The sequence below is a fragment of the Streptomyces anandii JCM 4720 genome (assembly GCF_014650655.1).
Taxonomy (GTDB): domain Bacteria; phylum Actinomycetota; class Actinomycetes; order Streptomycetales; family Streptomycetaceae; genus Streptomyces; species Streptomyces anandii.
In genome coordinates this window covers 1-349 of sequence record NZ_BMVJ01000038.1, presented here as the reverse complement: position 1 = coordinate 349, position 349 = coordinate 1, and the positions used below count along the sequence as shown (strand labels likewise).

The following is a 349-nucleotide window of genomic DNA, read 5'->3' as shown; positions in this document are numbered from 1 at the left end:
CCGAGGCACCCGGGACCGGGTGCACAGCCTGCTGGAGGCGGTGCTCTCCGTCGGCCGCGAACTGGACCTGGAACACGCCCTGCGCCGGATCGCCGAGGCCGCCGCGGCCCTGGTCGACGCGGAGTACGCGGCCCTGGGCGTGATCGGCCCGGACGGCAGGACGCTGTCGGACTTCCTCACGGTCGGCATCGACGAGGAACTCGTGGCCAGGATCGGCCCGTACCCGGAGGGGCACGGGATCCTGGGCGAGCTGATCCGGCATCCGGAGCCGTTGCGGCTGGCGAAGCTGTCGGAGCATCCGGCGTCGTACGGGTTCCCGGCGAATCATCCGCCGATGAGTTCGTTCCTG

At 71.6% G+C, this 349-nt stretch carries 1 protein-coding gene; it reads left to right on the top strand.

Annotated elements, in window-relative coordinates; genetic code table 11:
- Window positions 1-349, top strand: a 349-nt coding sequence (locus IE249_RS34275; RefSeq protein WP_229859935.1) for a GAF domain-containing protein, incomplete at both ends; no start/stop codon positions are given.